The sequence below is a fragment of the Streptomyces sp. Act143 genome (assembly GCF_003143935.1).
Taxonomy (GTDB): Bacteria; Actinomycetota; Actinomycetes; order Streptomycetales; family Streptomycetaceae; genus Streptomyces.
In genome coordinates, this window is record NZ_QFRX01000001.1 from 4,219,756 (window position 1) to 4,241,460 (window position 21,705).

The 21,705-nt window shown below is 70.4% G+C and carries 25 protein-coding genes and 1 tRNA gene; all 26 read right to left on the bottom strand.

The annotated features are described in order from the left end of the window. Positions 1 to 26: 26 nt before the first annotated feature. Positions 27 to 1,616, bottom strand: coding sequence for a terminase large subunit domain-containing protein (locus DI272_RS18775; RefSeq protein ID WP_109496473.1), 1,590 nt, complete (start codon positions 1,614 to 1,616; stop codon positions 27 to 29). Further along, a complete protein-coding gene (locus DI272_RS44545) occupies positions 1,613 to 2,146 on the bottom strand; it encodes a hypothetical protein (protein ID WP_181387242.1) in 534 nt (177 codons plus the stop codon). Before DI272_RS44545 ends, DI272_RS18775 begins: the two co-directional genes overlap by 4 nt. Before the next feature lie 218 nt (positions 2,147 to 2,364). After that, positions 2,365 to 3,240 carry a ParB N-terminal domain-containing protein gene (locus tag DI272_RS18785; RefSeq protein ID WP_109496474.1) on the bottom strand — a complete coding sequence of 292 codons (876 nt, stop codon included), beginning with the start codon at positions 3,238 to 3,240 and terminating at the stop codon, positions 2,365 to 2,367. Continuing rightward, complete coding sequence (locus tag DI272_RS18790; RefSeq protein ID WP_109496475.1) at positions 3,207 to 4,661, bottom strand: hypothetical protein; 1,455 nt, start codon at positions 4,659 to 4,661, stop codon at positions 3,207 to 3,209. The genes DI272_RS18785 and DI272_RS18790 overlap by 34 nt, the downstream gene beginning before the upstream one ends. Positions 4,662 to 5,561: 900 nt before the next feature. Beyond that, positions 5,562 to 5,638, bottom strand: a tRNA-Arg gene (locus DI272_RS18795). A gap of 136 nt (positions 5,639 to 5,774) precedes the next feature. Continuing rightward, complete coding sequence (locus DI272_RS18800) at positions 5,775 to 6,293, bottom strand: hypothetical protein (protein ID WP_109496476.1); 519 nt, start codon at positions 6,291 to 6,293, stop codon at positions 5,775 to 5,777. 128 nt (positions 6,294 to 6,421) lie between these two features. Next, positions 6,422 to 7,597, bottom strand: a complete 1,176-nt coding sequence (locus DI272_RS18805; protein ID WP_109496477.1) for a ParB/RepB/Spo0J family partition protein — start codon at positions 7,595 to 7,597, stop codon at positions 6,422 to 6,424. 169 nt (positions 7,598 to 7,766) lie between these two features. After that, positions 7,767 to 8,081, bottom strand: coding sequence for a hypothetical protein (locus DI272_RS18810; protein WP_109496478.1), 315 nt, complete (start codon positions 8,079 to 8,081; stop codon positions 7,767 to 7,769). 113 nt (positions 8,082 to 8,194) lie between these two features. Further along, positions 8,195 to 8,857 carry a hypothetical protein gene (locus DI272_RS18815; protein ID WP_109496479.1) on the bottom strand — a complete coding sequence of 221 codons (663 nt, stop codon included), beginning with the start codon at positions 8,855 to 8,857 and terminating at the stop codon, positions 8,195 to 8,197. A gap of 80 nt (positions 8,858 to 8,937) precedes the next feature. Beyond that, positions 8,938 to 9,636 carry a magnesium chelatase domain-containing protein gene (locus tag DI272_RS18820; protein WP_109496480.1) on the bottom strand — a complete coding sequence of 233 codons (699 nt, stop codon included), beginning with the start codon at positions 9,634 to 9,636 and terminating at the stop codon, positions 8,938 to 8,940. A 124-nt stretch (positions 9,637 to 9,760) separates the two neighbouring features. Continuing rightward, positions 9,761 to 9,976 carry a hypothetical protein gene (locus DI272_RS18825; protein WP_109496481.1) on the bottom strand — a complete coding sequence of 72 codons (216 nt, stop codon included), beginning with the start codon at positions 9,974 to 9,976 and terminating at the stop codon, positions 9,761 to 9,763. Between the two features lie 117 nt (positions 9,977 to 10,093). Continuing rightward, positions 10,094 to 10,885 (bottom strand): magnesium chelatase domain-containing protein, encoded by a 792-nt coding sequence (locus tag DI272_RS18830; protein WP_109496482.1) that lies wholly within the window; start codon positions 10,883 to 10,885, stop codon positions 10,094 to 10,096. A 63-nt stretch (positions 10,886 to 10,948) separates the two neighbouring features. Continuing rightward, positions 10,949 to 11,221: a hypothetical protein gene (locus DI272_RS18835; RefSeq protein WP_109496483.1), complete on the bottom strand. Its 273-nt coding sequence runs from the start codon at positions 11,219 to 11,221 to the stop codon at positions 10,949 to 10,951. A gap of 120 nt (positions 11,222 to 11,341) precedes the next feature. Then, positions 11,342 to 13,141 carry a DNA cytosine methyltransferase gene (locus DI272_RS18840; RefSeq protein ID WP_109496484.1) on the bottom strand — a complete coding sequence of 600 codons (1,800 nt, stop codon included), beginning with the start codon at positions 13,139 to 13,141 and terminating at the stop codon, positions 11,342 to 11,344. A gap of 116 nt (positions 13,142 to 13,257) precedes the next feature. Further along, a complete protein-coding gene (locus DI272_RS18845; protein ID WP_109496485.1) occupies positions 13,258 to 14,145 on the bottom strand; it encodes a hypothetical protein in 888 nt (295 codons plus the stop codon). 112 nt (positions 14,146 to 14,257) lie between these two features. Continuing rightward, positions 14,258 to 15,145 (bottom strand): Hint domain-containing protein, encoded by an 888-nt coding sequence (locus DI272_RS18850; protein ID WP_109496486.1) that lies wholly within the window; start codon positions 15,143 to 15,145, stop codon positions 14,258 to 14,260. A 29-nt stretch (positions 15,146 to 15,174) separates the two neighbouring features. Beyond that, positions 15,175 to 16,233 carry a hypothetical protein gene (locus tag DI272_RS45375; protein WP_258314603.1) on the bottom strand — a complete coding sequence of 353 codons (1,059 nt, stop codon included), beginning with the start codon at positions 16,231 to 16,233 and terminating at the stop codon, positions 15,175 to 15,177. Positions 16,234 to 16,301: 68 nt separating this feature from the next. After that, on the bottom strand, positions 16,302 to 16,610 hold the full coding sequence (locus DI272_RS44550; RefSeq protein WP_181387243.1) for a hypothetical protein: 309 nt from the start codon (positions 16,608 to 16,610) through the stop codon (positions 16,302 to 16,304). Between the two features lie 114 nt (positions 16,611 to 16,724). After that, positions 16,725 to 17,552 carry a methyltransferase gene (locus DI272_RS18870; protein WP_109496489.1) on the bottom strand — a complete coding sequence of 276 codons (828 nt, stop codon included), beginning with the start codon at positions 17,550 to 17,552 and terminating at the stop codon, positions 16,725 to 16,727. Between the two features lie 114 nt (positions 17,553 to 17,666). Beyond that, positions 17,667 to 17,903 (bottom strand): hypothetical protein, encoded by a 237-nt coding sequence (locus tag DI272_RS18875; RefSeq protein ID WP_109496490.1) that lies wholly within the window; start codon positions 17,901 to 17,903, stop codon positions 17,667 to 17,669. 143 nt (positions 17,904 to 18,046) lie between these two features. Continuing rightward, complete coding sequence (locus DI272_RS18880; RefSeq protein ID WP_109496491.1) at positions 18,047 to 18,610, bottom strand: hypothetical protein; 564 nt, start codon at positions 18,608 to 18,610, stop codon at positions 18,047 to 18,049. Between the two features lie 117 nt (positions 18,611 to 18,727). After that, positions 18,728 to 19,243 (bottom strand): hypothetical protein, encoded by a 516-nt coding sequence (locus DI272_RS18885; RefSeq protein WP_109496492.1) that lies wholly within the window; start codon positions 19,241 to 19,243, stop codon positions 18,728 to 18,730. Positions 19,244 to 19,375: 132 nt separating this feature from the next. Then, positions 19,376 to 20,401 (bottom strand): DUF3560 domain-containing protein, encoded by a 1,026-nt coding sequence (locus DI272_RS18890; RefSeq protein ID WP_109496493.1) that lies wholly within the window; start codon positions 20,399 to 20,401, stop codon positions 19,376 to 19,378. Positions 20,402 to 20,419: 18 nt separating this feature from the next. Next, complete coding sequence (locus tag DI272_RS18895) at positions 20,420 to 20,890, bottom strand: hypothetical protein (protein ID WP_109496494.1); 471 nt, start codon at positions 20,888 to 20,890, stop codon at positions 20,420 to 20,422. Between the two features lie 17 nt (positions 20,891 to 20,907). Beyond that, on the bottom strand, positions 20,908 to 21,198 hold the full coding sequence (locus DI272_RS18900; RefSeq protein ID WP_109496495.1) for a hypothetical protein: 291 nt from the start codon (positions 21,196 to 21,198) through the stop codon (positions 20,908 to 20,910). Between the two features lie 63 nt (positions 21,199 to 21,261). After that, positions 21,262 to 21,549, bottom strand: coding sequence for a hypothetical protein (locus tag DI272_RS18905; protein WP_109496496.1), 288 nt, complete (start codon positions 21,547 to 21,549; stop codon positions 21,262 to 21,264). Positions 21,550 to 21,705 lie beyond the last annotated feature (156 nt).

Sequence of the window (21,705 nt, forward strand, 5' to 3'; positions counted from 1 at the left end):
ACCTGCATCTGCGGATGACAGGCGTCTCACTTGCCGATCCTCCGCCCGTACGAGGACGCCGGCCCTGTCGGCGACACACCCCGCCCGAGCCCGCCGCGCGGCGCCGTCGGCAGCGGGGCGTGGACGATCGCACCCTTGTTGGCCTCCGGGATCAGGCCGTACACCAGGACACAGGAGGCGTCGATCCGGCCCGGCGAGTCGGCATCGGTGGGCTGCCACGTCGCCCACTCGTTCTCCAGGTCGGGGAACGCTCCGCGCAGCCGCACCCGGTCCTCGACCATCTGCTGCGCGATCGGCTCCGCCCTCAAGAGCTTGCCCTGCTTGGCGCTGACCGCGTCGATCATCGGCTTGAGCCGGTCCTTCGGGATGGCGCCCTCCTCCTGGAGCGCCTTCCACGCCGTGTCGATGGCGAGCGTGCACATGTCGCGGCCGTAGTTCCACTCGACGTAGATCACGGCCGCGTTCGTCTCGTACGCCAGCAGGCACGCGGTACGGGACCACTCCGCCGACGACATGGCTTTCGTCCGGTCGTGCGTGATCCAGACCCGGTTGTCCGCGCCGAGGAAACCGCCGATGACGCCCGCGGTGTCCCGGCCGCCACCCGACGGGTCGATCGAGACGGCGATCTTCTGCGGCTCCACCACGGTGACGCCGTCGCGGATCGTGCGCAGCAAGTCCCGGGAGACGAGCGCGCCCTCGGACGGCTGCGGATCGCCCTGCGACAGGGCGTGCCAGTCCCGCACGGTCGACGTCCGCTTGACGTCGTCCCACCAGGCGATCAGCTTGCGCCGGTTCTTCGTCGGGATCTTCGGGTGCGGCAGCGGGTCACCGTCACGCCGGCCGAGCGGGTCAGGGCCGAACTTGGTGGGGTTGGCGATGGCCGGGAGGTGGACGACCTTCCACCGGCCGCCCTCCTCCAAGCGCCCGTCCTCCTCCAGCCGACGCCCGGCGAAGTCGTCCGGATGCCACCGGGTCTGGATGGCGACCACGGCGTTGCGGTCCGGCTGGAGCCGCTTGAGCGCAGCCGACGACCACCAGTCGTGAACCTTCTCGCGCATCTTCCGCGACTCGGCCTCCGCACGGTCCTTGTGCGGGTCATCGACCACGAGCAGGTTGACCGAGAAGCCGGTGAGGCCTGCCCCCAGGCTGACGGAGCGGACGCCGCCGCCCTGGTTCGTGTCGTAGTCCTGCGCGGCCTCCGACCCGGGCAGCAGCGACAGCCCGTACTCGCCGCCGTACTCGCCGATGTACTGCCGGATCGTCTTGCCTCGCCGCAGCGCCAGGTCATCGGAGTACGAGGTGACCGCAACACGGTCCTCGCCGTGCAGGCACAGCCACCAGAACGGAAACCACTCAGCCGTCGTGGTCGACTTCCCCACCTGGGCCGGGGTGATGACCAGGAGCCGGTCGTAGTCACCGCGCTCCAGGCCCACCAGCGCATCGCTGATCACCTTCAGGTGCGGCCGCATCCGGTAGCCCGGGTCCAGCCCGCGCGCGAGCGTCGCCGGGTCCCGCAGCAGATCCTTCGCAGCCGCGAGCTTGGCAGCCTGGAGCCGCCGGAACACCTCCGCGTCGTCGAGGTGGCCCAGCTCTCCGAAGGCAGGCGTGACGGTCACTCGTCACCGTCGTGCTCGTCGCCGGCCGGGTCGGGCTCGTCCTCCTGGTCCTCGCCGTCGAGCGGGTAGCTCTCCTCGCCATCGTCCTCGTCGTCGCTGCCGTCGGTGGCCTGCGCGCGGCGGGCGACGGTCGCCGCCAGCTCGGCGAGGCGTACGCGCCGCTGCTCCGGGGGCAGGCCGGCGAACTCCTCGATCTGCACGCTGAGCGGGTCGCCTCCGGGGCCGGTGACCGCGATCGTGGCGGTCGGATCGCCGAGGAGGGTGCGGCGCCACTTCATCGTCGTGTCCACGAAGCGGGTGAACTCGGCAAGCGTCATGTCGGGGGCCAGCTGCTGCACGCGGGGCAGCGCCTGGCCGATCATGCCGGTCATGATCCGGAGCACGCGGACGTCTTCGCGGGCTGCTCGTCGGCGCTCCTCTTCCATCTCGGCGGCGTATTGGCGGGAGAGGTGGGCGTCCCAGGCGGCGACGCGTTCCTGCCAGCGGAAGCGGGTCGCGGTGACCTGGGCGCTGCGGTGGGTCCAGTTCAAGACCTCTGCAACGGCGCTCAGTGAGCGTGCAATGCCTTGGTCGCGGAATGTGAGGAACTGGCCATGCCTCTTAGCGGTTTCTCCGGACTGTCGCTCCCAGGGGTCCAGGGAGGGGTCGAGGGTGATGCGGTCGCTCATGTTGGTCACGATCCCTGGGGGTGTGGAGGCCCGTAGAGGGGACGCGTGTGCCCCTCTACGGGTCTGGTGACGTGCGGGGCTTAGGTGGCGGCTGGCTCGTCCTGCTCGGCGGCCTGCTTGGCGTGTTCTTCGACTTCGCGGCGGGCGATGTCGGTGAGGAGCGCGATCATCGTGGTGAAGTTCCGGACGTCCTTGCACCGGCCGAAGGCGTACACCGCGGCGGCGAACCCCTCGAACACCTCGACGGGGGCGACGCCGACCAGGTCGGTGCCGTTGGCGATGGCGGTGACGGCGCCCTTGAAGTCCTCCATCTGGTGCGGGAGGAACATGAGCGTGGCGGCGCGCCAGTCGAACTCGCCGTGCGGGATCGCGAGCTTCGTGTCGTCCGGCTCCACGGTGGGGAGCTGGTCCTCGTCGAGGCCGGTGGCGATCAGGTCGTCCACGTTGTCGATCATCGCGACGAGCTGGGCGAGGACGTCCTTGTCGGGGTCGCCGTGCAGCTCGTTGTGCGCGATCTGCTTCGCGATGACCTCGGAGCGCCGCATCGTGCGGGTGTCGACGATGACGGGGATCCGGGCGAGGCCCGCGGCCCGTGCCGCCCGGGAGCGGTGGTGGCCCGAGATCACCTCGACGGGGCCGGCGCCGCCGGGCTGGTGGCAGTAGGGCAGCGATTCGAGCATGCCGCGCTTGCGGATGTTGCCGGTGAGCCGCTCGAAGTGCCGCGGCTGCATCACCTGCGCGTTGATGTCCTGCTCGCGGAGCGTGGTGACGTCGACCCACTTGATGAACAGGTCCTCGCCGATCTGCATGACGTCCTGCGGCGGGTTCTCCGTCGACCACTCCACCTTGGCGCCGGCCTGCACCACCTCCCCCAGCTCGCCCGGCGTGAGCAGCTCCGGCTCGCCCTCCGGGGCCGGGGTGGTCACTTCTTCGCCTTCTTGCGGCTTGCGCGCCATGCCTTCTCCTTCGCGAGGAACGTGGTGAGGGTGGTGGGGATGTCGTCCTGGACCCAGTCGGCGCGGTACGACAGCTTGTAGCCGTCCGGGTGCTTGGCCCGGGACTCGAGTTGCATCAGCCCGCGCAGGCCCTTGGCCTCGGGGTGCCGGGTGTACTCGACGGTGACGAGGCCGTTCGACGCGGCGAGGAGGATCTCCGAGGCGCCGGTGAACACGAGCTTCGCGGTGTCGCGGCGCAGCGCGAGCATCGTCGCGAGGCGGGTCAGGCGCAGGTCGTAGTGCGGGGCGCCGAACGCGAACCGCATCAGCAGGTGCGTCGTGTACTTCGTGGCGCCGGGGTACGGGCGGGTCATCGTCTCCGCGCCGTAGCCGATGACGCCGGCCACGAAGCCGTCGATGACGACGAGCATGTTGTACGAGCCGGGCGCGGCGGCGAGCCGGTGCATCCACAGGTCGCGGTAGTAATCAACCTCCGTCCCCTTTGCCGCAAGTACGCCAACGCGGGACTGGTCGGTGACCTGGTAGTCCGGGGGGATGATCGGTAGGGAGGTAGGGCCGGTCGACCGGGACATGCCCAGGGCGACCTTGGGGCCTCCCGTGAGCTTGAAAATCTCCTCGGGCCGGTTGCTGATGACGAAGGCGCGGGCGACGTCGCCGAGGGGGTGGGCGAACACCGGGGTCTCGTGCGCGGCGATCCCGGAGCGCTCCTCCTGGAGGAACATCAGCAGCGCCGGCTTGTCCCGCATATGGTCGGCGAGCCGCTGCATGTCGACGTCCGGGTCGAACACCGCGTACTTCGGTTCGGCCCACTCGATGCGGCCGCCGGTGTCGAAGAACTTCTCGAAGCCGGCCTTGTAGGTGGGCGGCGCCGCGATGATGATCGCGTGCGGGTCGTCCTCGGCGAGGGCGATGTGGTCCCACATGCACATCGGGGTGAACTTGACGCCGGGGAGCCGGTCGCCGATCTGCTTCAAGGAGCCGGCGAGCCGGGCCTTGTGCTCGGCCTCGCGCTCGACCATGTCGGTGACGAGGTTCGTCCAGTAGTCCACCTCGGGCTTGGCCTGCATGCGGGCCAGCCAGTGGACGTACAGGAGGTGCGCGGCCTGCTCGTGGGGCGGCGCGTCGGGGATCTCGACGGGCTCGCCGTCGAGCGTCATGCCCAGGCCGGCCAGATCGCCGCCGGACACGTACGTGCCGACGATGCCGGTGTACAGGGTGACGTCCGAGGTCTCCATGCACGTCGGCGGGATACCGGCGTTGGCGGCGACGAGGGCCGCGGCGAACGAGCCCACGCCGACCTCGACGTACCGGGTGTACTGGTCGCGGGGCAGCTTGTTGAAGACCTGCCGGTAGAAGGCGCGGTCCGGGGCGGACGAGTTCCCGGCGAAGAGGACGCCGGGTGCTGCGAAACCTGCTGGCATGGGAGTCCCAGGGGGTCAGCGGTCCGCTCGGCCCACAACCAGCAGCGTTCGGGGGCACAGGGTAGCCGCTGACCTGCTAGGGAGGTGCGGCGGCGTCTGCCAGCAATGCGCTACGCCGCCAACAATGCCGGAACTTTGCTCGGCAACGCCTGACCGGCGAAGTTGTGGACGAAAGTTGCGCGAGCAGCATTTGTAAAGTTGCTGGCAGCGCACAATGCAGCGTTCGCGAACGACTTACCCTGAACGCTCCCCGTAGTTTTGCTCCAAGAATCATTGGTAAGCTCGTACCGCGTTACGGCGCAATAATGGAAAACAGGCAGGGCCCCGCCCTCCCGCAGGTTGCCGCCCGCGGACCACGAGGACGAGGCCCTGAGGTGGTGTGGGCCCTGGCTGAGCTTCGCTCAGTTGGGGCTCACGCGCGTCACGGACAGTGCTCGACGAGCCAGGCGATCACAAGGAACACCTCACAGCTCGCGCTCACACGCCCCGAAGAGACGTGCGGCCGTACGTGTCGCTGCCACCGATCTCTCAACCAGCGAAACGGCTTCAAGATCGGCTCCCTCCGTCACCCGGGGAAAACCCCGGACTGCGGGGAACGCGGCTGCGCCCCCGCGCGGTGGGTGCGTCCTGCGTCCCCTCGAAGGGAGCAATCCGAAAGATACCGTGAGCGCCGCAGTATTCCCCAATCGAAGTCGGTACGCGCATGTGCCTTTTTGCGATTCGGACGACTAGCCGCAGGTCAGGTCACGTTGAGGCTCCGTCAGCGCGTCTTAAAAAGCCGACATTTCGCGGTAGCCGCATTGCGCACGGGCATTCGTGCGCCGCATCGACCCGATTGCCCGCGCCTTCACGCCCAACACGCGTCCGCTCCCCGACCGAGGGGCCGGGGAGCGGATGAGGTGGACCGCGAGGGAGGACTCGAACCTCCAACCTCCGCCTTCGAGAGACGGTGCTCCATCCAATCGAGCTGCTCGCGGACGGCCGTGACGCCGAGTCAGAATGTTAGCAGTTGCCCTTCCTTGACCCACCTTGCCCAAGTCCGTGCGGGTGATGGGGGTTGGCGAATGGCCGAGGGCCGGGGAGATGCCTCCCCGGCCCTCGGACCAGCTGCGGTCAGAACAGCGTCGGCGGCTCCTCCGCCTTCGGCTTGTCCGGCCGGGCCGCGACAGCTCCTCCGCGCGGCTCCAGTTCCGGGATGTCCCAGCCGTACCGCTTCTGGGCCCACTCCGCGTACCAACGACGGTGGCACTCCTCGCCCTTCTCGGCGACCGCCTCGAAGCACATCAGGCAGGCCGGCGTCTCCGGGTACCGCTTGGCCAGCTCCTGGAGCGCGGCGAGGATCTCGTGCTCGTACACCCGCAGCCGCTCGAAGTAGACGATCCGCTCGACCGCGATGTTGTCGATGCCCTTGAGCGGGCCGCGCATCAGCTCGTGCGGGGCGAGCACCGGGACACTCTCGAAGCTGTAGCGGACGAAGCGGGGCCGTCCAACGGTGATGCCGACGGGCAGGATGCCGAGCTCCGGCCGCCAATTCTGATACCTGGTCGTGCTCAGCTCCATCGGCTGGCGGACCTCGATCCGTTCTACCGGCTGTTCCGGCCCTTCCAGGTTGAGCTTGCGTACGTCGAGCACCGGTCTGCGCCTTTCTGTGGTGGTGTGTCCTGCTCTCATCATTGACCAATTCGCCGGGTTTACCCTCATAATCCCGTTGAATTTGGCCCAGGGGCCCCGCCGTGTGCGGGGCCCCTGCGCCTCCTGGGCTAGGAGGCGCTGGTCTCGGTGGTGTTGGTGGCCTCGGCGTCCGGGGCGACCCGGAGGGCACCCGCGCGGACCGTGGCCGCGGTCGCCGCCTTGGCCAGGTTCTGGGACGCCTTCGTGGCCACCTGGCGCAGGTGGTCGATGCGCATCCGGTTGCCGGGGATCCCGCCGTGCGCACCCGCGAGGAGGAGCGCCAGCTCGTCGGGGTCCATGCTGGCGATCTCCTGGAGGATCTCGCCGGCCGCGCCCAGCTTGCCGATCTTGCCAACCAGCTTGTTGCGGTCGCTCATGATCCGCTCACGCCGGTCGACGTCGGCCTCGGCCAGCTCCGGGAACATCGTGTCGTCGACCTTGCTCGGGTCGGCGTCCTCGGCCAGGACGAACATGACGCTCTGGCTGGCCGCGTCCTGCTCCTCGGCCCGGACCCGCTGGCAGAAGCCCTCAGCATCCCTGATCGTCGCGAACTGGCCCCGGCTCCAGCGGGCGAGGAACGCGTTCTGGTTGGCCGGGCTGATCTGCGCCGCGTACCAGGCCAGGCCGACCGGGACGTGGCCCTTGAGGAGCGCCTCCTGCACGGCGGGCACGAGCTTGAGGAGCTGGAGCCGGTTGTCGACGTGGTTCCAGCTCTTGCCGATCCGCTTTGCCACCTCTTCGGGGGTGAGGCCGAAGTCCACCAGCTTCTGGAACGCGTTGGCCTCCTCCAGCGGGGTCATGTCGGCCCGGCCGAGGTTCTCGGCGACCGACCGGGTGAAGCCCTCCAGCGTCTCCGAGCCGCCTTCCAGGCCGTGCATCACCATCGCCGGGATCGTGGCCACGCCCGCCATCTGGGAGGCCCTCCAGCGGCGCTCACCGGAGATGAGCCGGTACTTGCCGCGGCTGATGTAGCGGACGGTGATGGCCTGCTGGACGCCGATTTCCTTGATGCTGTCGGCCAGCTCCTGGAGCTTCTCCTCGTCGAAGACCTCGCGGGGCTGGTTCTCGTCCCGCTCGATGTTCTCGATTGGGAGGACCTTCAGCGTAGTCTTCAGCTCGGCCGGTGCCGCCGGGGCGGGGGCCGCGGCCTTCTTGGCCGGGGCCTTGCGGGCGGTGGGCGCCTTCTTGGCCGCGTCCTTCTTGGCGGGGGCCTTGCCGGTGGCCTTCTTGGCGGCCTTGGGGGTGGCGGTGGTGGTGGCGGTCATGGTGCCCTCCGTGGTGAGTGGGTGGGTGGTGTGTCGTGCATTCATCATTGACCAAGAGCTTCGGGATAACCTCGGTTTACCGATTGATTTGGTCAAGGGATCGGCAAGTATGCCCAGGTCAGGGCCTTGCCGGGGGCCGCCCGCCCGAGGGCAGGCGGCCCGCCGTCCGCTAGATGAAGCGGGCCAGCTCGCGGGCCCCGCGGGTGATGATGTTGTCCTCGCCGCCCCGGAGCAGGGCGCGGGTGGCGGCCATCAGGTCGCGGCGGGCCTGCTCGCGGTGCGCGATGGCCTCCCGACGGATCTTCTCGCCGGCCGCGATCAGCCGCTCGGCGTCCAGCTGGCCCTTGGTGACGCTGCGGCGGATCTCGCACGCCCAGGCGACCTGCTCGCTGCGGATCAGGCGCTTGACGAGGTCGAGCGCATCGTCCGCGTCGCCCGCGCCCGCGATCAGCTCGGTCTCTTCGAGGAGGGTAGCGAGGTCCATCGTGCACTCCCTGGTGGGTGGTGGTGTGTCCTGCATTCATCCTTCCGCCAACCCTCCGGGCCAACCTCGTTATCCCGGGAAGTTTGGTCAAGGAATCGTCAGGAAACCGCAGGTCAGAGGCCGAACAACCCGTCCTGTACCGGCTCGGCGACCGGCGCCGTGGCGGGCTTGCCGTGGACCAGGTGCTCGGCGACCGTCCATCCGGTCCACGCGGGCGGCGTCTCGCCTCGCCGGCTGCTGTTGCCGGTGAGGACGAGCAGGTCGGCGCGGGCGAGGTGGACCGTGCCGTCGAGGATCAGCCACACCTCGCAGCGGGGCAGGCCGAGCGCGGTGATCATGGCCAGGTGGTGGATGTCGCCCCATCCGGCGTGCAGTGCACCAGGAGCGACCCAGACCCACGTGCCGAGGTTCACGTCGCCCGGTCCGGCCGGGGTGTGCCGGTAGGGCGGGCGCTGCCGTACAGGCCGCGGTGGCTTCGGCGGGTAGAAGTGGCTCGGCGGGTAGTGCGGCTGGCGGGCCTCTTTGAGTTCGGCGGCCTGCCACCGGGTGACGTCGGCCGGGGTGTAGCAGAGGGGGCCGACGTGCCACTTGCGGGGCGTCGTCTTGTCCCGCCAGACGGCCGCGCCGCAGGTGCAGCGGCTTTCCGACAGGTGCTCTCGTGCGGGTCCGCAGGGCCAGGCGGTGTTGCACGGGCGGCAGGCCGGCTGGCCGCTGTCCAGGCCGTGCGGGAGGTGGTGGTCGGGCAGGCGGATCGGCCGGATCGTCCAGGGCCTCACTGGGGCGTCCTTTCCGGGTGCGGTGGGTGGAGGATGGGCGCGGGCCGGGGAGCGCTCCCTGCTCCCCGGCCCGCCGGCTGCTACTGGCTCAGGACGTGGACGGCCTTGCCCGGACGGCGGGGCGAGTAGCACAGGTACTCGCCCCATTCGTCGTTCACGCCCTTGCCGGTGCGGTCCCAGACGAGCGTCCGGTCGCACTGGGCGCACGTTCCGGCGTCCTCCCCCGGCCTGCCCTGCTGCGGGAGGGTGTTGAGGAGGCGGACGGCTTCGGGCAGGCAGGTCGCGGTGTGGACGGTGGCGGTGGGGTCGACGGGCGCCTGGTGCAGCTGCTCGGACGCGGTCGTGGCATCCGGGACGATCACGGTGGTGAGGCCGTCGGCGGCGGCGGCGTTGACGCTGGCGAGGATGCCCTCGGGGGCGCGCAGCCAGCCGGCCAGGTCGAGTTCGCCGGTTACCGCGATGCGGTCGAGGGCCCCCTCGTGGATGTGGCCGGCCGCGGCGAGGATGGCGCAGGCGATGGCGAGGTCGGACAGGGTGCCGTACGGGCGGTGGTCGTCCCGGGTGACCTGCACGTTGACGGTGCCGTCGGGCCACTCGTAGCCGCTGTTGATGAGGGCCGCGCGGATGCGGTCGCGGGTCTCGCGCTCGTGGTCGACGCCGAGGATGACGCTGGCGTCGGGGGCGTCGGGCCAGATCCGGGCGAGGACCGTTGCGATGCCGTCGGCGGTGCCGACCCGGGCGGTCGCGCGGCGTTCGGTGGGGGTGCGGCTGTCGTTCATGGCGGTGGCCTTTCTGGTGAGCGGAGGCGCCGGGGTGGCGGTTCCGGGGCGGGCGGCGCGCACCAGGCCCGTGGGCCTGTCGCGCCGCCCGCCCCGGGGGCGGCCGGCCGGCCGCCCGGCCGGGTCAGAAGCCGAACTCGCAGTACTCGCAGAACGTCGTCCGCACCTCCCCCTTGTTGTTGGTGAGCGGGACCAGGTCCTCGCCGCAGTCGCCGCAGACGCCGAAGTCGGTGACCGGCAGGGGGGTGCTGACGGGCGCCGCCGGGAGGACGGGCGCGGGGCTGACGTTGACCGTCGCGGTGACCGTGCCGGTGCTGTTGCTGATGAGGAGGATCGCCATCGGGTGCTCCCTGGTGGTTGGTGGTGTGTTGTCCTGCATTCATCCTTCCACCACCCTCCCGGGATAACCTCGTTATCCCGGGAAGTTTGGTCAAGGAATCGTCAGTGAAACCGCAGGTCAGCCCTCCTCGGCGAGCAGCTGGAGGGCGGTGACCGCGGCGGTCAGTCGGCGGGCGCCGATGACGTCGAGCTTGAGCCCCAGGGCGAGGACGTCGCGGACCTGGTCGGTGGGGACGATGACGGTGCGGTAGCCGTTGGCGTGGGCGGTTCGGGCCGCGTCGTCGATTCCGGGCAGTGCCTCGACCGCGCCGCTGTGGCTGTTCAGCTCGCCGAGGAGCACGGCCTGGTCGAGGGCGCGCGGGTCGAGCTGGCCGCTGGCCGCGAGGAGGGCGCAGGCGGCCGCGAGGTCGAGGGTGCTGGTGACGTTGCGGTGATGGTCGATGCGGACAGACACCGCACCGCCGGGGAAGGTGAAGCCGCTGCGGGTGATCGCGTCGCGGATCCGGACGTCTGCCGTGCTGTCGTACTGGTTCCAGCCGGCGATCCGGAAGCTGTCCGCGCCGGGCCAGACCGTGGCCTCGACGAGCACCATGCCGGCCTTGGCGGCGCCGCTGGCGTGGGCGGCGGTGACGGCGAGGTTGCTGGTGTTGCTGTTCGGGGCGAGCGCGTACTCGGGGTTGCCGGATGCCTGCCGCAGGCCCTCGAGGAAGCTGTCGAGCGCCTCGGCCGCGGTGGCGCCCTTGATGATGTTGACCTCGCCGAGGGCGTCGGCCGCCTCGACGTCCAGCTCCTCGACGACGACCTGCCTGCGGGTGAGGTCGACGGGGGCGGGCGCGATGTCCCACAGGGTGTAGCTGGCTGCGTCGACGCGGCCGACGATGATGAACTCGGGGGTCCGGGTGGCGGTCATGGCTGTCTCCTTGGTGGTGAGGTGGGGGCGGGCTGGGGGCGGCCGGCCGGCCGCCCCGGCGGTTCAGGACTTGCGGCGGTTGATCTGGTGGAGGGTGACGCCCTCGGCGGCCAGGGCCCGGCAGATGTTGCCGCGCACCCACCCGCCCCAGCCGTCCGACTCGTACTCGGCGAGGAACTGTCGCCGCTTGGGGTTGGCCGTGTTCGGGCTGAACGTGGCCGCCAGCTCGTAGGCCAGGACTCGGGTGCTCCACGGGCCTTCGAACAGCTCGTCGGAGATCGCGTTGTCCTCCAGGTCCCAGTACCGGTGGAGGAGGGGGGTCTGGGTCTGGTCCATGGCTGGCGCTCCGTCCCTGGTGGGTGGTGGTGTGTCGTGCATTCATCATTGGCCAAACCCACCCGGTTAACCTCCCTAGCCGGGCGGATTTGGTCAAGAGATCGACAAGAAAACCGCTGGTCAGGCGGCCAGGTCGTAGCGGCTGATCTCCTCGCCGGTGATGCACTCGGCGAGCATGCAGATCAGCACCTCCGACGCGTTCGGGGTGACCGCGTTGCCCAGCTGGCGGACGCGGTCGCGCTTCGAGCCGAGCACCACGTAGTCGTCGGCGAAGGCCATCGCGCGCTGGATCTCGTGGGGCTGGAGCATCCGGAACAGGACGTCTTCGATCTTGATGTCGCCCTGGACGAGGGCGAAGCGGTCGCGGGTGGAGAGGGCGCCGACGGGCTCGCTGACCGGGCGCGGGGTCCCGTTGCCGTAGTACGGGGCCAGGAAGGGTTCCCAGGTGACGAGGGACTGGTGGCCGGTGGTGGTGAGGGTCCGCATCGGCTCGGCCAGGTCGGTGCAGTGTTCGCCGCCGTCGCCGGTGGAGCCGTTGTTCCGCATCATCATGCCCGGCATCGGGACGGCGGCCAGGCCGTGGTGGTTGCCGCTGGCGCAGACCGTGGCGAGCGGGTCGGTGATGGCGCGGACGTCGCTGGAGCCGCCCCGGATCTCGGTGATGAACGGCAGCCACGCGAGCCCGGCCTCGGCCCTGGCGGTCTGGGTCTGCATCGGCCCGTAGATCGTGCGGGCGTTCTTGCCTTCGCGGCCGTCGCAGGGGACGAGCAGCGGCGGTACTGCGAGCGCGTCGTTCTCGCGGGTGGTGCGGGTCGGCATCGGCTCCAGCAGGTCGGTGGCCGCGTCGCGCCAGGTGCCGCCGGTGGGCACCATCAGCGGGCGGGCGAACTTGTCCAGCCCGGCCTGGATGCGCCGCATCGTCTTCTCCGCCAGCGGCGTCTTGCGGTCGCCGATCCGACCGCCGGGGATCGACCAGTCGATGGCGGCCGCCGCGGGGATCGTCTCGGGCTCCACGATCTGGTGGCCGCACTTGGTGTTCGGGCACCGGTAGTCGTACTGGCTCTTGTACCGGCCCATGTCGACGCCGGGCTTGCGGAACACCTGTCGGGCCTTGACCATCTGGTCGCAGCCGGTGCAGAACGCCGAGGGGGCGAGCCACTTCTCGAAGTTCGGGTTCCGGCCGAGGCTGGCGTGCCAGTACACGAAGTACAGCCGGTCACGGGACTGCGGGGCGCGGTGGACGCTGCGCGGGTCGGCGTGCATCGAGTTCAGCGCGACCAGCTTGGTCCGGTAGCCCAGCTTGTGGAACTCCGCCACCCAGCGGTCCCACTCGGCCCACTGCCGGACGTCGACCACGTTCTCGACGACGCCCGCCTTGACGAGCCCGCCGCGCTCCTGGACGCCGCGCAGGTAGAGCGGGATCTCCTCCATCAGCGCCCGGCTGGCCTGCTCCTCCTCGGTGGGGCCGCCGCTGTCGCGCTCTTCCTCGGTCTGGAACTTCTCCTCCTCCAGCTCCGCGTACAGGTCGAGGAGGTCGCCCTGGACGGCCTTCGCGAAGTCCCGCTTCTTGCCCTGGGCGATCGACCACTTGGTGCACTCGGGCGAGCCCCAGTGGATGTCGGTGATCGGCCAGGCCCAGACCGGGGCCTTGCGGATGTCGCCGATGTAGTGCGCGACGCCGGGGAAGTTCCGCTCGTGGCTCTCGATCGCGCGCTTCCAGTGGTTCGCGGCCCGGGTCACCTTGACGTTCGGGACGGCGTCCGCGCCCTGGGTGGAGCCGCCTGCGCCGCAGAACCAGTCCATGACGCTCAGTTCGGTGCCGTCGTGCCTGTACGCCTTGACTCGCCGGCGGCGGGCGTACGTCTGGGCGCCGCTGGAGGCCGAGGCCATCGCGCGGGTGGTGGAGGAGATGTAAGGCATGCGGTCCGTCCCTTCGGGTGGGGTGGTGTGTCGTGCATTCATCATTGACCCCACCCCCCGGGATAATCGCGTTATCCCGGGGAGTTTGGTCAAAGAATCGTCAGGAAAGCCGCAGGTCAGACGCCGTCCGGCTGGAACGGGATCTGCGGGTGCCCGTCCTTATCCAGCGCGTACCAGCACCACTCGAAGTGGCCGCCGATGCAGTAGCGGCCGTCCTCGTTCGGCCAGATCGCCCGGACCGACTTCTCTCGCCTTGTGCCGCCGAGGTACATCCAGCCGATTTCGAGCACGACGACTTCGGCACGGCTGTCGACCGTGCCGTCCAGGACGTGGATGGTGTTCACGAAGCCGTGCCCGTAGCGGGCGGCCTCGGCCTGGGTCTCGGCCGCGATGATCCGGACGGTGGGGAGGTCGAACCACGGCCGTACGAAGCCGTCGCGCTGGTCGGCCGGGTCGACGAGGGCCGGGTAGCGGTCGCGCTCGTTCGCGCACACCATGACCTCGACCATGGAGCTCGGGACTGCGTCCGGGGCGTCCGCGCCGGACGGGTCGAGGGTGAGGGAGGCCGCGCGCGGGAGGTCGAGCGACCAGACCGGCCGGCCGTCCCGGCCGGGCAGCTCCTCGCACAGCGGGCTCCAGACGTCGCGCGTACTGTCGCCCAGGTACGCCGTCCAGCCGCCGAGGTCATGCAGGGCGTTCCCGGCCTCGGTCTCGCCGACGTCCTCGGTGAAGGTCCGCTCGTCACCGGCGGCCGTCCAGTAGCGGCCGGTGGGAAACAGCGAGTCCTTGCCTTCGGTCAGTTCGAGCCGTGCGGCGTCGAACGGGGCGTCGGGCTGGTGGCCGGTGAGGATGTCGCGGACGGCCGCCGCGGTGACGACGAGCATGACGCGGCCGAGCTGCTCGTGCGTGGTGCGGTTGTCGTTGAGGGCCTGGTCGACGGCCTCGGCGAGTGCCTGGCTGGCGGGCAGTTCGTAGGCGGGGCGGGTAGGGGTCTGGCGTTCCATGCCGTGTCCGTTCTGTGTGGTGGGTGCTACGTCCTCGATCCTTGACCCCACCGGCCGGGTTAACCTCGTTATCCCGGCCGAGTTGGTCAAGGATTCGTCAGTGAGCTGCTGGTCAGCAGGTGATGCCGTCGGCCAGGTACGAGCCGTCTTCGGCGACGCTCAGGGCGAACACCTCGGTCGCGGGGCCGCGCTCGACGCGGGTGGCGGGCAGCCACCGGTAGCCGTCGAAGTCGGGGCGCCGGCCGCCTTCGCTCCTCCAGCAGAGCTGCCATCCGATCTTGCCGGGCTTGCTGCTGTTGCTCAGTCCGCCGGGGAACCCGAGCGAGCAGACGAGGAGCCGCAGGCCGACCATGAACGCCTTGGAGTGCATGCGCACCTGGTTCTGCTGGCGGCGGGGGGCGTCGTTGACCAGGCCGACGAGGAATGCGATCCGCAGCGTCTCGGGCATCGTCAGCACCCAGGCCGGGAAGCGGCGACCGGCCCCGTACTGGCCGAAGTGCTCGGCGAGCCAGTCGACCAGCTCGGGCCGGACGGCGGCCGCGGCCGCGCCCTTGAGGCGGATCATCGCCCCGGCGGCGTGGAGGACGTCCACCAGGTCCGCGTCGGCGAGCGGGGCGGGCAGGTCGGGGATGGGCAGCGGCTCCCCGAAGTGGAGTGGCGTGGCCAGCCGGTGGCGGTCGGTCAGGTCGCGGGCCCTGGTCCAGCCAGCTGCCGACAGGTCCCCGGCCGGGCCGCCGTCCAGCAGGACGGGCGCGGTCCGCGTGTGGAAGGGATGGTCGGCGGTCGTGGCGAAGCCGCTGATGTACGAGGCGCAGTGGACGCGGACGGTCTCGGTGGTCGCGGTCATCGTCTCGGTGACCGGGCGCCACCGGCGCTCGTGGGTGAACACCTCGTCCCCGGGGGTGACGGTCTCGATGGGGACGATGCCGCGCAGGGTCAGGATCATGGTCCCGGCCGGGAAGCCTTCGGGGGCGGGTGCCGGGGGGCTCTGGTTGTCCATGTGAGGTCCCTTCTCGTGGGGCGGTGGGGTCAGTGGGCGTCGTGGCCGGTGAACCGGAGCCAGTGGGGGCCGCTGTCGGTCAGGCTGTCGCCGAGGATGGCGCGCAGGGCGGCGTCGGCCTCGCCGAGCGTCTCGGTGTCGAACGGGCCGCCGTCGCCGAGGTTCAGCTCGGTCTCGCCGGCCACCGCGCCGACGATGCGGGGAGCGCCGTCGGCCTCGAAGAGGACCGCGGTCGCCTCGGGGGCGAGGCGGTGCAGGATCTCGCCGACGCGGGGCGCGGCCTCCTTGAGCGCGGCGGCCTGCTCGCGGGTCATACCGCAGCCCTCGCACTGGGGGACGTGCCAGTCGTGGCCCTCGCTGCACAGGCACCACCAGCTGGCGTAGCTCCAGCACCATTCCCAGCCGCCGATGCTGTACCGGCCGTCGTCGTCGGGCTCGATGATGTGGGTGACCTGCCGTGCGCCCTCGTCTTCCAGGTACATCCACGAGATCTTGAGGACGACGGCCAGCGGCTTGTCGCCGCGGCCCTTGGCGCCGATGTCGATGACGTGCACGGTGTCCATGCCGTCGGCGCCGTACTCTTCGGCGCACCGCTGGGTCTGGTCGGCCAGCTCGCGGGCGGCGTCCAGGGTGAAGCGGGGCGAGACGAAGCCGTTCCACAGGTTGTGCGGGTCGACCTTGGCGTCCAGCGGGCCGAGCATGTCGTCGATGCAGACCTTCGTGTCCACGGTGCGGAGGTCGGAGGCGACCCGGTAGAACTCGGCCTGGCTGTGCTCGCCCTCCCAGCTGTCGCCGTCGAAGTCGAGTTCGTCGGCCAGCGTCTGGCAGAGCCGCCGGTACAGCGCCTTGCGGTACGGGAGGCTGCCGTCCTCGCGGGCGTCCTGCCATGCCTTCACCCAGGCTTGCCGGTCGAAGCGGGCGTTGGGCTGCATGCCCGCGGCCGCCTGGAGGCAGACCCTGCGGTCGACGTGGACGGTGCCGTTGACGTCGCCGGTGTCGCGCCTGGCGCGGGCCTGGACGATCTGCTGGATGAGGGCGAGGGCGCCGGCGAGTTCGAGCTGGCCGACTTCCGGGGTCGTGCTGGTCATGGCGGGGTTACCTCTCTGGGTGGGTGGTGGGGCGCCCCGCCCGGCGGGCGGGGCACCGTGGGTGGCGATCAGCTGGTGAAGAGGGCGAGCCACTCGTCCGCGCGCTCCGGGAGGCGCGTCTCCTTGCCCGCCCAGGCCATCTCGTCGTCGATCTGGCGGGCGAGCAGCTCGAACCGCTCGGAGGTGAAGTGCTCGCCGCGCTCCAGCGCCTGGGCCAGGGAGTGGGCCTTGATGGCCGCCGACCGCATCGCCTCCTTCTCGCAGCCGAAGCGCAGGAGGTCGGCGCGGGCGCCGGCGACCGTGCCGTAGCCGGTGAGGGCTGCGGCCGTGGCCTGGGCTGCGGTGGTGACGGTGATGGTGCGGGTGATGGTGGCCATGTCGGGCTCCCTGGGTGGTGGTGGGTGGTGACACCTTCTTCATTGACCCCACCGCCCGGGATAACCTCCGTATCCCGGTAGATTTGGCCAAGGAATCGGCAAGGAAACGGCTGGTCAGGCCATGGCGAACAGGTCGAGCTGGAGCGGCTGGCGCTGGTGCCATCCGTGGGTGGGGAGGCTGCCGTCGGGGTCGGCCTCCAGCACCAGGAGGACGGTGCGGACGTTCGTGCCGGACGGGGCGAAGGCGTCTTCGGGGAGCTTGACGATCTCGCCCTCGTTGTCGGCGATCAGCTTGCGGAACTCGACCGCGGCCCGGTCCGAGTGCCAGGCGATCGACTCGGGCATGACGGCCACGAGGGTGCCGCCGTCCTTCATGAACGCGAGCGCGTGCATGACGTGGGCGATGGCGTTGCTGAACGGCGGGTTCATCAGGACGCGGTCGTACGGCTCGTCGAGGGCGAGCGGGTCGAGGTCGAGGAAGTCACCCTGAACGACCTGGCGGGCGATGCCGAGGTCTCGGAGGACGTGGGCTCGGCGGGGGTCGATCTCGACGCAGTCCACGATGCCCATCTCCTCGGCGGCCCGCTTGGCGAGCGAGCCGGTTCCGGCCGACGGTTCCAGCACGGTGTGGCCGACCCGGATCGAGGCGTGCTCCAGCATGTCGAACACGACCTTCGGCGGGGTCGGATACCAGCCCTGTTCGAACCGGCTGGGCCACTCGCCGGCCGCGAGGCAGTCGCGCATGAACTGCTCCACCGGGAAGGGGAAGACGTGGGCACGGACGGCCTTCCTGCCGTCCCACCGGCCGCCAATGTCCTTCAGCATCTGGTTCATCCGCTGGTACAGCGCGGGCTCCAGCTCGAAGGGGACGGCTACGCGGTCGCCGCTGATGATCGTGCGGTCGTCGGTGAGGACGGCGAGGACGTCGGCCGGGATCTGCATGGGGTGCTCCTTCGTGCGTGCGGGCAGAACTGGGGGCGCCCCGCCACTGAGGGCGGGGCGCTGCGGTCGGGTGGCCGGGTGGAGGTGGGGGCGCGGGGCGCCCCCACCGGGTGATCACCCGTGGCAGATGCACGTGGCCCGAGAGGGGGCCGGGGTGCCGTAGGTGTCGGCGGACACCCGCAGGATCGAGGTGAGGAGTTGGCACAGGTCCGAGTTCTCGTCGGCCCGGTCCTGGGCGGTGAGGGTGTCGCGGAGCCAGGGGGTGAGGAGGTCCAGCGCTCCGGCGGTGAGGACGATGCCGGTTCCCTCGTCGGCGGTCGCGCCGGTGTCGGTGATGATGATGTTGTCCATGACCCCTCCTGGAGGGTGGTGGTGGGTGGTGACACCTTCTTCATTGACCCCACCCACCCGGATAACCTCGTTGCACCGGCTGATTTGGTCAAGGGATCGGCAAGGAAACCGCAGCTCAGAGGCCGGTTTCCTTGCCGGTCAGGTCACCTGCCCTGGCGGGCGAACTCCTCCGGCCGCAGCGCGCGGCGCCGGTGCGGGATGGCGTTCTCGGTGCGCCCGAGGTCCTCGGCGAGCTGGGCGTTGCTGTGGCCCCAGTGGTCGAGGAGCCACTGGTCCTCGTCGGGCGTCCAGTGGGTGCCGCCGTTGTCGGTGCCGCGGGCCCGCTCCGGGCTGGCGGTGCCGGTCTCGTCGGCGGCGATGGCGCGGGCGTAGCGCTCGGCGTGGCGGGAGCTGGTGAACTCGCCGCGCGCCCAGCGGGTCAGCATCAGGTTCTGGTTGGGCTCGCTGAGCTGGGCGATCTCCCAGGCGAGGTTCCACGAGATCTCGCCGGCATCGAGGGCCGTCTGTCCGCGCTGGCAGAGCTTGAGGAGGTCGAGGCGCCAGCCGATGAATGCCGGGCGCCTGTCTGCCATCAGGGCCAGGTCGTCGACGGTGAATCCGGCTTCCCGCAGGTAGCTGTACGCCCTGGCCTCGCGGAGCGGGGCGTTGCGGCCGATGTGGGCGATGATTTCGCGGGCCATGCTGGGCGGGATGTGGGTGGCGGTCATTGCGTGCCTTTCGGGGTGGGTGGTGAGGTGGTGACACCTTCATCATTGACCCCACCCACCGGGATAACCTCCGTATCCCGGTGAGTTTGGTCAAGGGTTCGTCAGTGAAGCCGCAGGTCAGGCGCTGCGGTTGGCCCGCTCCCACTCCTCGGTCTCGGCGCTGGCCAGGCGCTCCAGCTCGGGCATCCGGCGGTCGCGCTCTAGGCGCTCAGCCTCCTGCATGGCCTGCTCGCGCTCGGCGCACATGCTCTCCTCCCGGATGAGGCCCTGGGCGTGCTTCTCGGCGTCCATGCAGGTGGCGAACTGGCCCAGCTCCCAGCGGGTGAGCATGACTCCCTGGTTGACCGGGCCGAGCTTGGCGATGTACCCGGCGAGGTTGACCGGGAGCTTTCCGGCTTCGAGGGTCAGCTGGCCGAGTTCGCACAGGGTGAGCAGGTCCAGCCGCCAGCCGACGAAGCAGGCGCGGTGGCCGGTCATCTCGCCGATCTCGTCGTTGGAGTAGCCGGCTGTGCGGAGGGCGTTGAAGATGCCGGCCTCCTGCATGGGGGTGACGCCTTCGACCGTGGCCTGGTCCGCGACCTTCTGGGCGAGGTCGGCGGGGAGGACCTTGACGGTGGTGGTGGCGGCGGTCATTGCCGTCCCTTTCGGTGGGGTGTGGTGTGTTACATCCTCTTCATTGAGCCAAAGCCCCTGGGGTAATCACCGGAGCCCGAGAAGTTTGGTCGAGAAATCGTCAGGGGGCCGCGTGCGGGCCCCCGGGACCCGCTAGGCGGTGGCGGTCTCCGCCGTGAGCTTGGCGGCCATCTCGTCGCCGCTCATGCGGCCGGTGACCTTGTCGTAGGGCAGGGTGCTCGTCGCCTTGCCGAGCTGGTTGGCGCGGTTGTAGACCTGGGCTTTCCAGTCCACCGACTTCGGGACGGTCAGCGTCTTCTGGTTGACCCGGAGGACCAGGTACCACCGCTCCCCCAGCCCGACGTAGTCACCGGGCGTGAAGTCGTCCGGCCGCCAGACCTTCGCGCCATCGGCCTCGGCCTGCTCGATGTGGCCTTCCCACGCGCGGATCTGCTCGGTCAGGTCGTGGTGTTCGGCGTCGAGCCGTACGAGGTCCGCGGCGAGCTGGTCGGGGTCGACGGCCGCGCTGGTTCCGGCCACCTGCATGGCGGCCCGCAGGGTGCCCGCGGTCTTCCGCTCGATGCAGCCGAGGTCGGCCCGTAGCCGCTCCAGCCGGCGCAGCGTGGTGCCGACGTGCTTGCGGCCCTGCTCGTAGGTGGCGGCCGCGTCCGCGAGGCTCCGGCATCGGTCGGCTTCCTCCTGCTCGGCTACGGCCTGGCCGCACAGCTTCCGCGACCGTTCCAGGTCCCGCAGGTGCCTGCCCGCCGAGTAGTGGTCGACCTTGACCGGCTCCCCCATGTAGCTGGCGGCGATCCGGCGTCCCTCGGCCCACTTGGCGTCCGAGGACGCCTGCAGCCGGTCGGCCCGCGCCTCGCGCCGTACGGCCCGCCCCCCTGCCCGCTGGTACCGCTCGGTCTCGGCTTCCTGGAAGGAGCGCCGTACGGTCTCGTCGATGGAAAGGGTGACCGTGTGCCCGTCGGCCTCCAGGGCGGCTTGTGCGCCTCGGATGCGGCGCATGTCGGCCGCCCGGTCCCGCGAGCCCCGCAGGTACACGAAGCCGACGGTGCGGGCGTAGCGGAAGCCCCACGGGTTCAGCAGCTCCAGGATGCCGTCGCCGGGCTCGGAGCCGACGATCAGCGTGCCCTCGGCCCTCGTGTGCTTGATCGTGATGTCTGCCATGCCGTTTTCCCTCCTGGTTCAGCGGGCGTCGGTGATATCGGCGGGGTCGAGGCCGAGGAAGCTGGCGAGCTCGTCGACGGTCGCGAAGCTGCCGCCCAGGCGGTAGAGCAACTCGTCGTCGCCGACGACGAAATCGATCGAGGTGGCGTGCATGTCGATGGCGACATCGCCACTGCGGATGGCCTTGCGCATCACCTTGGCCAGGACCAGGTCGCCGAGGGAGCCGCGGGGACTCGTGGGTGCCTCGATGTCCGGGGTGCGGTCGGGCAGGAACGACTGGCCGACTGCCGTGAGGTCAAGCGGCTGGCTCACCGGGCCACTGGCCTGGACCCAGCGCTCACGAACGAGGACGTCGAGGGTGGAGGAGGCTACGGGCCCGTCAGGGCTGTCGATCCGGTCGGAGCCGAGTCCAGCCTGAATGAGGCGGACTCGGCCGCCCGCGATGAGGGCCAGGGCCCTCATCTGGGCGGGGGTGGGTCGGGTGGCCATGCTGTTCCTTCCGGGGGTCAGGCGGTGACGGTCTGGCGGGCGGCGTTGCGGGCGTCGGCCCACCTGCGGATGAGTTCGGACCCGGCCGCGCCGGCGGCCTGGCCGGGGGACTTGCCTTCGTCGAGCCCGGCGAGGAACCGGCGGCTGAGGAAGTCGGTGGCGCACTCGCGGGTGAACGTCTCGACCAGCTCGTCCAGGTCCAGGTGCGGGAACGACTCGTGGAGGGAGAGGGCGGCGAAGGCGGCGATCTTGCCGACGGCCTCGCCGAGGTCGTCGGCGGTGATGGCGGGCTGGGTCTGGGCGGTCATGGTGGCCTTTCTGGGGGTGGAGGGGCCCGGCCCGGCGGGTGCCGGGCCGGAAAGCTAACGGGTTCAGGCCGTGCGGTGGGCGGTGACGCCGCTGATCCAGTAGCGGGCGGCCGTCCGGTTGATGCCGATCAGCCGGACCTGCGCGACCACCGGGGCGATCTCACCGGCGCGCAGGGCCCGGACCAGGGCAAACACTCCGTCGTGCACCAGCTGGGAGCCCGTGGCGGTGTCGGGGTTGCCGCTGTGGAAGAGGGCGCGGAGGGGCATGGCCTGCTCGGTGAGGAAGTCGGCCAGCTCGCCCGCGTCGAGGGCGGTGGGGGTGATGGGCTTGCGGGCGGTGGTGGTGGCCATGTCGGGCTCCCTGGGGTTTGTAGTGGTTGGTGACACCTTCATCATTGACCAAATACCTCGGGGGTACCCTCCCTAGCCTGATTAATTTGGTCAAGAAGTAGTCAGGGAAGCCGCTGGTCAGAGGCGGTGGCCCGGCCGGAGCCGGGCCCGTGGCCG